This is a genomic window from Bifidobacteriaceae bacterium, assembly GCA_031281585.1.
GTDB lineage: Bacteria > Actinomycetota > Actinomycetes > Actinomycetales > WQXJ01 > JAIRTF01.
In genome coordinates this window covers 25,370-33,941 of record JAITFE010000019.1, presented here as the reverse complement: position 1 = coordinate 33,941, position 8,572 = coordinate 25,370, and the positions used below count along the sequence as shown (strand labels likewise).

Below are 8,572 nucleotides of genomic sequence, written 5' to 3'. Positions count from 1 at the left end.
TCGCTGATAACGGCATCTGGCCGCTGGCAGCGAACACCGCGGCGGGCTCAGCTTCCAAGGAGGCCCCGGGGTTTTGATGAGGCGTTTCCCGGTCCCCGCCTGACTTGCGTACGTATTTCTGGAGTCGGGAATGGGGACGGCGCATATTTCCATTTGCCGCCGTTTCTGCGGGCGTCCCCGGCCCCGCCCGAAGACCAAGCGGACCTGGGGGCATGGCGCCGCGAACGGCATCGTGAACTGGGCCGGGGACGCGCGACGGGGGGCCTTCGACGAAAGTGTTGTGTTCTTTTAGATATGCTCGGACTGTGACAAATTCCCTTCGGGGCCGCGGGCGCCCTTCGCGTGAGGCGGTGTTCGACCAGTTCGCCTCCGCGATGGCCGACTTGAGAGCGCATGGCGGCCTGCCGCCCGTCGAGGAGGCGCGCCCTTCGTGGAGCGAGCTCTGGCACATGGAGGTGCACCATTCGACGGCCGTCGAGGGCAACACTTTGATCCTGCGCGAGGTCCAGGCTTTGCTGGATCAGGGCCGCGCCGTGGGCGCCAGGGAAATCAAGGACTACCTGGAGGTCCTAGGCTACGGCGAGGCCGCGACTTGGGTCTATGGGCAGGCCGGCGCCGAACGGGCCTGGGAACATGACCAAATTGTCGCGTTGACCGAGGTCCGCGAGGTCCATCACCTCGCAATGCGTCACGTGTGGGGCGTGGCCCCTAACCCGGCGGCCAAGGAGTCGGAATCGCCTGGCAGTTTCCGCCGCCATGAGATCGCGGCGTTTCCCGGCGGGATGAAGCCGCCCATGTTCCCGCTGGTGCCTTCCATGCTCGATGGATGGGTGTCACGGGTGAACAAGGCGGGTTCGGACCTGCTCTCCGGGAAGGCCGCGCTGCCGGACGGCCCGCGGATGGTGGCCGCCTGGCACGCCGAGTTCGAACGCATCCATCCGTTCTTGGATGGCAACGGGCGCACCGGAAGACTGCTGTTGAATCTGATCATGGTGCGTTTGGGCTGGCCCCCGGTGGTGATCCTGAAAACGCAGCGCCGCCGCTACCTGGCCGCGCTGGCCAAAGCCGACGCCGGGGACGCGGACCCGTTGGCCGAAATCATCGCCCGGCGCGCCATCGCCTCGCTGAACTCGCTCCTGCCCACGATCTCCAACGCCGACGACCTGGTCCCGCTGTCGGCGTTGGCGGACCAGTCCATGTCGCTGGCGGCCTTGAGGCAGGCCGCAATCAGAGGTCGCCTGCAAGCCAGTCTTGACCAGCGCGGCCGGTGGCGGTCCACCCTCGAAGCCCTCGAAGCCTACAAACTGGAACGCTACCGCCGTCACCGCCCGGGCTGAACAACGCCGGCGCGACTTGACGCGGCGCGGACGGCGGACGGCATCGGGCGGGCGTGTCCCCGCCGTGTGGGCGGAAGGACCGTCCCCGCCTTCCCGTGTCCCCGGGTTCCCGGGTTCCCGGGTTCCCGGGTTAGGAGAGGCGGCTTACGAAGAGGTCCGCTATGTCCGTCAGGGCGCGGCGGACCGGGCCCTTCGGGAGCGGAGCCAGTTCCGCGACCGCGCGGTTCGCCCACGTTGTGGCTATGCGGCGGGATTCCTCAAGGGCCGGGTTGGCCCGCAGTTGGTCCACCACCGCCGCCAGCGCGGCATCGCCGGACAGGTCGCCCTCGATCGCGTTGGCCAAAGCCACGTCCGGGCTGCCCGCCACGCCGTCCGCCAAGTCGCGGCGGGCCGCCGCCTGGACCAGCAACTGCGGCATGGTCGGCACGCCCTCGCGCAAGTCGGTGCCCGGGGTCTTGCCCGTCACCTCGGCCGGGGAGGTCAAGTCAATGATGTCGTCCGCCAACTGGAAGGCCACCCCGACCGCCTCCCCGTAGCCGACCAGCGCCTCCACGATTGCGGGCGGGCAGCCGCCCAGCAACGCCCCGAAGCGGGCGGAAGTGGCGATCAGGGCGCCCGTCTTGTCCGCCAACACCTGGAGGTGGAACGCCACCGGGTCGTCCTCCCCGCGCGGGCCCACCGTCTCATGGATTTGGCCCAGGCACAGCCGCTCGAACGTCTCCGCCTGCAGCCGGACCATTTCCGGTCCCAGGCCCGCCACGATCTGCGACGCCTTGGCGAACAGGAGGTCGCCTGTCAGGATGGCGACCGAGGGTCCGAAGGCTTCATGCGCGGAGGGCGCGCCGCGCCGCAGAGGGGCGGCGTCCATCACGTCGTCGTGGTACAGCGACGCGAGGTGGGTGAGCTCCACCACCACGGCCGCGTCCACCACCTGGTCGTCAATGCCGCGACCCAGGCTCGAAGCCAGAAGGACAAGCAGCGGCCGCAGTCGCTTCCCGCCAGACCGGAGCAGATGCGCAGAGGCGTCCGCCACCAACTGGTCCGGCGAGTCGACCGTCAAGGCCAGCTTCGCCTCCACCCGGTCCATCCCAGCGCCGATTGCTGCGTCCAACGACGGATCGCCCAAGGCGACAGCGGGCCGGGAGGATGCCATAACGCTCTATCTTATGTCAGCGGCCGGCTGGGGCCTCATGCCCTGATGAGAGCGGCCCCCAAGCCGCCCGAGCGGCGGGGTGAGGAGCCCTCAACCGCCGTCAAGTGGTCGGCGGAAGCCGAGGCGGACCTTGGGACGCTCGAAGCTCGGGATCCAGAGTTGGCCGACGCGGGATAGGCAGACAAGACCAAAGAGGGGCATGGCAGAGCGACACTCGACCGCGAAAGGTGGATTCCGTCTGGGTCCGAGTCCCGATCGTAGAGTGTCAGCTCGCAGTCGACGGCGTCGGCGCTCGTGGCTAGGGGATACTGAAATCCCTCTCAAAGACAGGGCCCTACCCTAGGCCGTTTGGCCAGAGTGAATCCTACATTCGAATAGTTGGGCAAGATAGAATCCTACATTCGCCATCGAGTGTAGGACTATATCTGGTAGAACCCGTCGAGTGTGGGATCTTATCTGGCCGCCAGCGCCGAGCGTAGGATTTCATCTTGCGCTGGTTTGCGTCCTACCTGGTCAGGAACGCGGCCCGTGTCGGCGGGAAGACAGAATCATACATTCGCGGGCCCGCACCAGATGGAATTCTACATTCGCGACCGCAAGCCAGACAGAATCCTACATTCGCGGCCGCAAGCCAGATAAAATCCTACATTCGCCGTCGAGTGTAAGAATTCATCTGGTCGAACCCGCCGAGTGTGGGACTTTGTCTGGTAGAACCGTCGAGTGTAGGAATTCAGTTGGTAGAACCCGCCGAGTGTGGGATTCCATCTGGCCGCGTGCGCCGCACGCCAGACAGAATCCTACATTCGGGCGTTCGGCAGGCGTTCGGCGGGGCCGGCCGGATGCGAACCCGCATTGTGCGGGGCCGGCCGGATGGAAAAACCACACTGCGCGGCGAACGCCGGGGTTCGTCTGGTTGTGAGTCCCGATCAGGCGCCTTAGGAGAGCAGTTGGGCCAGGCCTCGGGTGAAGTTCAAGAACCAGCCCGGCACCACGCCCAGCGCCAGCGTGAACGCCAGCGACACGGCCACCGCTAGTTGGGTGAGTCCCAGGGTCCGCACCCCGATCCCCACGCCGCTGACCGCCAAGGCGCCGTCATCCGGCGGCGACTCGAAGAACATCGCCACGATCACGCGGGCGTAGAAGAACGCCGCCGCCGCGGAGCAGGCCAGGCCGATGATCGCCAAGGCGGAGGCGCCCGCCCCGAACGCGGCCGCGAAGACCGCGAACTTGCCCACGAACCCCGAGGTCAGCGGGATGCCCGCGAAGGACAGCAGGAAGAGCGCGAAAGCCCCGGCCAGCACCGGCGAGCGTTTGCCCAAGCCCCGCCATTGGTCCAGGCCGGTCGCCTCGCCGCGCATGTGGCCCTCCGGGTCCACCTCCCGCACCAAGGCGATCACGCCGAAGCCGCCCACCGTGGCCACCCCGTAGGTGAACAGGTAGAACAGCGAGCCGGACAGGCCCTCGGAGGTCCAGGCCACCACGCCCACCAGGATGAAGCCCGCATGGGCGATCGCCGAATACGCCAACATCCGCTTGACGTCCTTTTGGACCAGGCCGACCACGGTGCCCACCACCATGGTCAGGATCGCCACCGTCCACAAGACCGGTTTCAAGTCCCAGGTCAGCGCGGGCGCGACCGCGTACAGCACCCGCAGTAGCGCCCCGAACGCCGCGATCTTGGTGCAGGCCGCCATGAAGCCGGTGATCGGCGTGGGCGCGCCCTGGTACACGTCCGGCGTCCAAGAGTGGAACGGCACCGCCCCGACCTTGAACAGCAGGCCGACCAGGATCAGCACCAGGCCGACCACCAGCAACGGGTCCAGCCCGGTCGGTACGGCCATGGCCGCCCCGATCTCGGTCAGCTTCAGCGCCCCCGTCGCCCCGTACACCCAGGCCGCGCCGAACAGGAAGAAAGCCGAGCCGAAGGCTCCCAGCAGGAAGTACTTCAGGGACGCCTCCTGCGACAACAGCCGCCGATGCCGTGCCAAGCCCGCCAGCAAATAGAGCGGCAGCGACAGCACTTCGAGAGCCACGAACATGGTGATCAAGTCCGCCGCCGCCGGGAACAGCATCATGCCGCCGGTGGCGAACAGCACCAGCGGGAAGACGTCGGTTTGGGTCATGCCGCGTCCGCGCGCCTTCGCCTCATATTCCGAGCCGGGGACCGCCGCCGCCTGCGGCGCGAACGCGTCCTCGCCCTGGACGGTGCGGTCGGCGATCACCAGCAAGCCGATCAGCGCGCAGGTGGCGATCGCCAACTGGAGGTAGAGCGTCATCGGGTCGACCAGGACGGCGCCGTCGCCGTTCTCGCCAATGGAGGATTCGGATTCGAGCGCCAGGCGCAACGCCATCAGGCCCGCGGCGGCCACCGCCAGCAGGGCCACGCCGGCCTGGACCACGCGCAGGTAGGCGGGCTGCTCCGCCACGCCCGAACGGGCCTTGCGGGCGCCGACCGCCTCAATCAAAGTTGACAGGACCGCCGCGCCCAAGACGATCAGCACCGGGCTGAGAGTTGTCCAGTCGATGAGAATCTCCGGAGTCGGGGAGGTGGGGCTCATGGCTGGTCTCCTTCCTCTTCGACGCCCACTAAGTCATCTTCGTCAGCCGCCTGGTCGGCGACTTGGACCTCGTGGACCTGTTGGACCACTTGGGCCGCCGGCCACTCCAACAAGTCCGTGGCGGGCCGGGGGCAGAAGCCGAGCAGCAGCATCAGGAAGATCAGCGGCCCGACCACCCACAGTTCGCGCGCGCCCAGGTCGCGGGTCCCGGCCAGGTCCTCGCGGACCGGGCCGGTGAAGATCTTCTGATAGGCGATCAAGATGTACAGGGCCGCCATGATGACGCCCAAAGCCGAGATCACCGCCGCCACGGGGAGGCGCTCATAGGTGCCGATCAGCACCATGAACTCGGAAACGAAGGGCGACAGGCCGGGCAACGCCAGCGCGGACAGGCCCACCACCAGGAAAGTGCCGCCCAACAGCGGCGTGGTGCGCTGCAAACCCGGCCCCATCAACGTCATGTCCTGCGTGCCGCGCCGGGCGATCAAGAAGCCCGCCAGCAGGAACAAGGCCCCGGTCGAAAGGCCGTGGTTGAACATGTAGAAGGCCGACCCGAATTCGGCCGTCTCCGTGAACGCGAAGATGCCCAGCACAATGAAGCCGAAGTGGGAGACGGAGGTGTACGCGATCATCCGCAGGATGTCCTTCTGGCCCAAGGCCAGGAACGCGCCCCAGAAGATCGAGACCACGGCCAGGACCACAATCACGGGGGCGGCCCACCGGGACGCCTCCGGGAACATGGGCAGGCAGAGCGCCACCATCCCAAACGTGCCGACCTTGTCCAAGACCCCCACCAGCAGAACGGAGGTTCCGGGCTTGGCGGCCTGGGCGGCGTCCGGCAGCCAGGTGTGCACCGGGAACATGGGCGCCTTGACCGCAAAAGCCACGAAGAAGGACAGGAAGATCAAGCGCTCGGCCTGGGCAGAGCCCCAATCCGCGCCGACCAGCGAGTCGATCATGAAGCCCTCCGGGCCGCCCGGGCCCTGGGTCCACACCGCGATCACGCCCGCCAGCATGATCAGGCCGCCCGCCAGCGAATAGAGCAGGAACTTCAAAGCCGCCTTCTTGGCGTTCGGGCCGCCGAACGAGCCGATCAGGAAGTAGACCGGGATCAGCATCGCCTCGAACAGGAGGTAGAAGAAGAACACGTCCCGGGCGGCGAACACCGCGATCATGAACGTCTCCAGGAAGAGCACCAGCGCCGCGTAATGAGCCTGTTTGGCCGGGGAGGACTGCTCCCGCCAGGCCGCCAGCAGCACAATCGGCACCAGCAGCGCGGACAGCAGGATCAGCAGCAGGCCAACACCGTTGACGCCCACCGCGTAGGAGACGCCGAACGAGGGGATCCACTCGACCCGCTGCGCGAACTGGATGTCGCCGTTCCAACTCTCGAACTCGGTGGCCATCACAAACGCGGCCGCCGCGATCAGCAAAGACCAGACGAAGGCGATGTGGCGGGCGTAGCGCCGGATCGCGCCGCCGCCCAGCCAGACGATCAGCGCGCCAACGCTGGGCGCGGCGATCAACACCGTGAGCCAGGGGAAATTCTGCATGGTCATTCCTCTTTACTCCTCACATCCGGCCGGCCAGGACAATTGCGGCCAGAAGGATCACGCCCGCCAGCATGGTCGCCGCGTAGGAACGCGCGAATCCGTTTTGGAGCCGGGCGACCAAGCCGCCCACGCCTTGGAGCAGCCAGGCCAAGCCGCGCACGCCGCCGTCCACCACGTCATCGTCGGCTTTGACGGCCACGCGGACCAACGCCTGGCCGGGGCGGACGAACAGGGCGTGGTTGACGGTGTCCTGGTACAGGTCCGCCCGCGCGGCCCGGACCAGCCCGTCCGCCGCCGGCGGCAGGACCGGGATGTTCGCCTTCGCCGAGCCGAACCTGACCCAGGCGATCCAGGCGCCCACCACCACCAACGCCAAGGTCGCGCCCATGATCACATAGGCGTTGACGACCGGCTCGCCGTGGTGGCCGGGGACCAGCGCGGGCGCCAGGTACTCGTCGAACTTGACCAGCGTCAAGATCAGGCCGAGGAAGACCGAGCCCAGCGCCAGGACGATCATGGGCACCGTCATCAGGCGGGGGCTCTCATGCGGGTGCTGGTCGTCCGTCCAGCGGGCCTTGCCGTAGAACACCATGAAGAACAGCCTGGACATGTAGAAGGCGGTGATGCCGGCGCCGAACAGCGCGACCAGGCCGAAGACCCAGCCCTGCCAGACCTGCCCCTCCGGGGCCACGAAAGCCTGCTCGATGATCTTGTCCTTGGAGAAGAAGCCCGCGAACGGGGGCACCCCCAAAATGGCCAGCCAGCCCATCATGAACGTCAGCCAAGTCACCTTCATGAACTTGTCGAGCGCCCCGAACCGGCGCATGTCGACCTGGTCCCGCATGGCGTGCATCACCGAGCCCGCGCCCAGGAACAGCCCGGCCTTGAAGAAGCCGTGCGTGAGCAGGTGCATGATCGCGAAGACCGCGCCCACCGGGCCAAGGCCCGCCGCCAGCATCATGTAGCCGATCTGCGACATGGTGGAGGCGGCCAGGGCCTTCTTCATGTCGTCCTTGGCGCAGCCCACAATCGCGCCGTACAGCAAGGTGATGGCGCCCACTATCAGCACCGCCAGGCGCGCGCCGGGCGTGTGCTCAAAGATCGGGCCGGACCGGACCACCAGGTAGACGCCGGCGGTCACCATGGTCGCGGCGTGGATCAGCGCGGAGACCGGGGTGGGGCCCGCCATGGCGTCCCCCAGCCAGGATTGGAGCGGGAACTGCGCCGACTTGCCGCAGGCCGCCAGGAGCAGCGCCAGGCCGATCAAGGTCAGCGTGGAGGCGGGCACGGCCTCGGCCTGAGCGAAGACGGCGTCAAACCTCAGCGAGCCGAACTCCGCGTACATGATCATCATCGCGACGATCATCCCCACGTCCCCGACCCGGTTGGCGATGAACGCCTTCTTGGCCGCCACCGCGTACTCCTCGCGCTGGTTCCAGAACCCGATCAGCAGGTAGGAGGCCAATCCGACCCCCTCCCAGCCGATGAACAACACCAGGTAGGAGTTGGCCAGCACCAGCAGCAGCATGGCCGCCACGAACAGGTTCAAGTAGGCGAAGAAGCGCCGCCGGTCCTTGTCATGGGACATGTACGCGATCGAATAGATGTGGATCAGGGTGCCCACAAACGTCACCAGCAGCACAAACGCCAGCGACAATTGGTCCACCCGCAACCCCACGTCCAGGCCGAAGGGGCCGGAGATCCATTCGAACAAGTCGAAGTCCTGGACGCGGGTCTCCACCGGCCGCGACAGCAGGTCGAAGAACGCCCAGGCGGCCACACCGAAAGCCGCCGCCGATGCCATCACGCCCAGCAGGTGCCCCCACTTGTCGCCCGCTCGCCCCACCAGCAGCAAGAAGCCCGCGCCGAGCAGCGGTATGGCTATGACCAGCCAACTCCACCGGGCCGCCGTCGAAGCCCCAAGGTCAGGCGCGGCGGACGCCGCCGTCAAAACTAGGTTGTCGATCATTG

General features: G+C 67.2%; 5 protein-coding genes. 1 reads left to right on the top strand and 4 read right to left on the bottom strand.

What is annotated here, in order from left to right:
• Nucleotides 1–305: 305 nt before the first annotated feature.
• Entirely contained in the window at nucleotides 306–1,337 is a 1,032-nt protein-coding gene (locus tag LBC97_01370) for a Fic family protein (GenBank protein ID MDR2564711.1), read from the top strand.
• Between the two features lie 130 nt (nucleotides 1,338–1,467).
• On the opposite strand, the gene LBC97_01365 is transcribed toward LBC97_01370, so the two are convergent.
• The 4 genes from LBC97_01365 to nuoL all read right to left on the bottom strand — a co-directional run bounded on the left by LBC97_01365 (nucleotide 1,468) and on the right by nuoL (nucleotide 8,570).
• Nucleotides 1,468–2,490, bottom strand: a complete 1,023-nt coding sequence (locus LBC97_01365; protein MDR2564710.1) for a polyprenyl synthetase family protein — start codon at nucleotides 2,488–2,490, stop codon at nucleotides 1,468–1,470.
• Between the two features lie 935 nt (nucleotides 2,491–3,425).
• Nucleotides 3,426–5,048, bottom strand: coding sequence for an NADH-quinone oxidoreductase subunit NuoN (gene nuoN, locus LBC97_01360; GenBank protein MDR2564709.1), 1,623 nt, complete (start codon nucleotides 5,046–5,048; stop codon nucleotides 3,426–3,428).
• A complete protein-coding gene (locus LBC97_01355) occupies nucleotides 5,045–6,607 on the bottom strand; it encodes an NADH-quinone oxidoreductase subunit M (protein ID MDR2564708.1) in 1,563 nt (520 codons plus the stop codon). Before LBC97_01355 ends, nuoN begins: the two co-directional genes overlap by 4 nt.
• A 13-nt stretch (nucleotides 6,608–6,620) precedes the next feature.
• Nucleotides 6,621–8,570, bottom strand: coding sequence for an NADH-quinone oxidoreductase subunit L (nuoL, locus tag LBC97_01350; GenBank protein ID MDR2564707.1), 1,950 nt, complete (start codon nucleotides 8,568–8,570; stop codon nucleotides 6,621–6,623).
• Nucleotides 8,571–8,572: the final 2 nt, after the last annotated feature.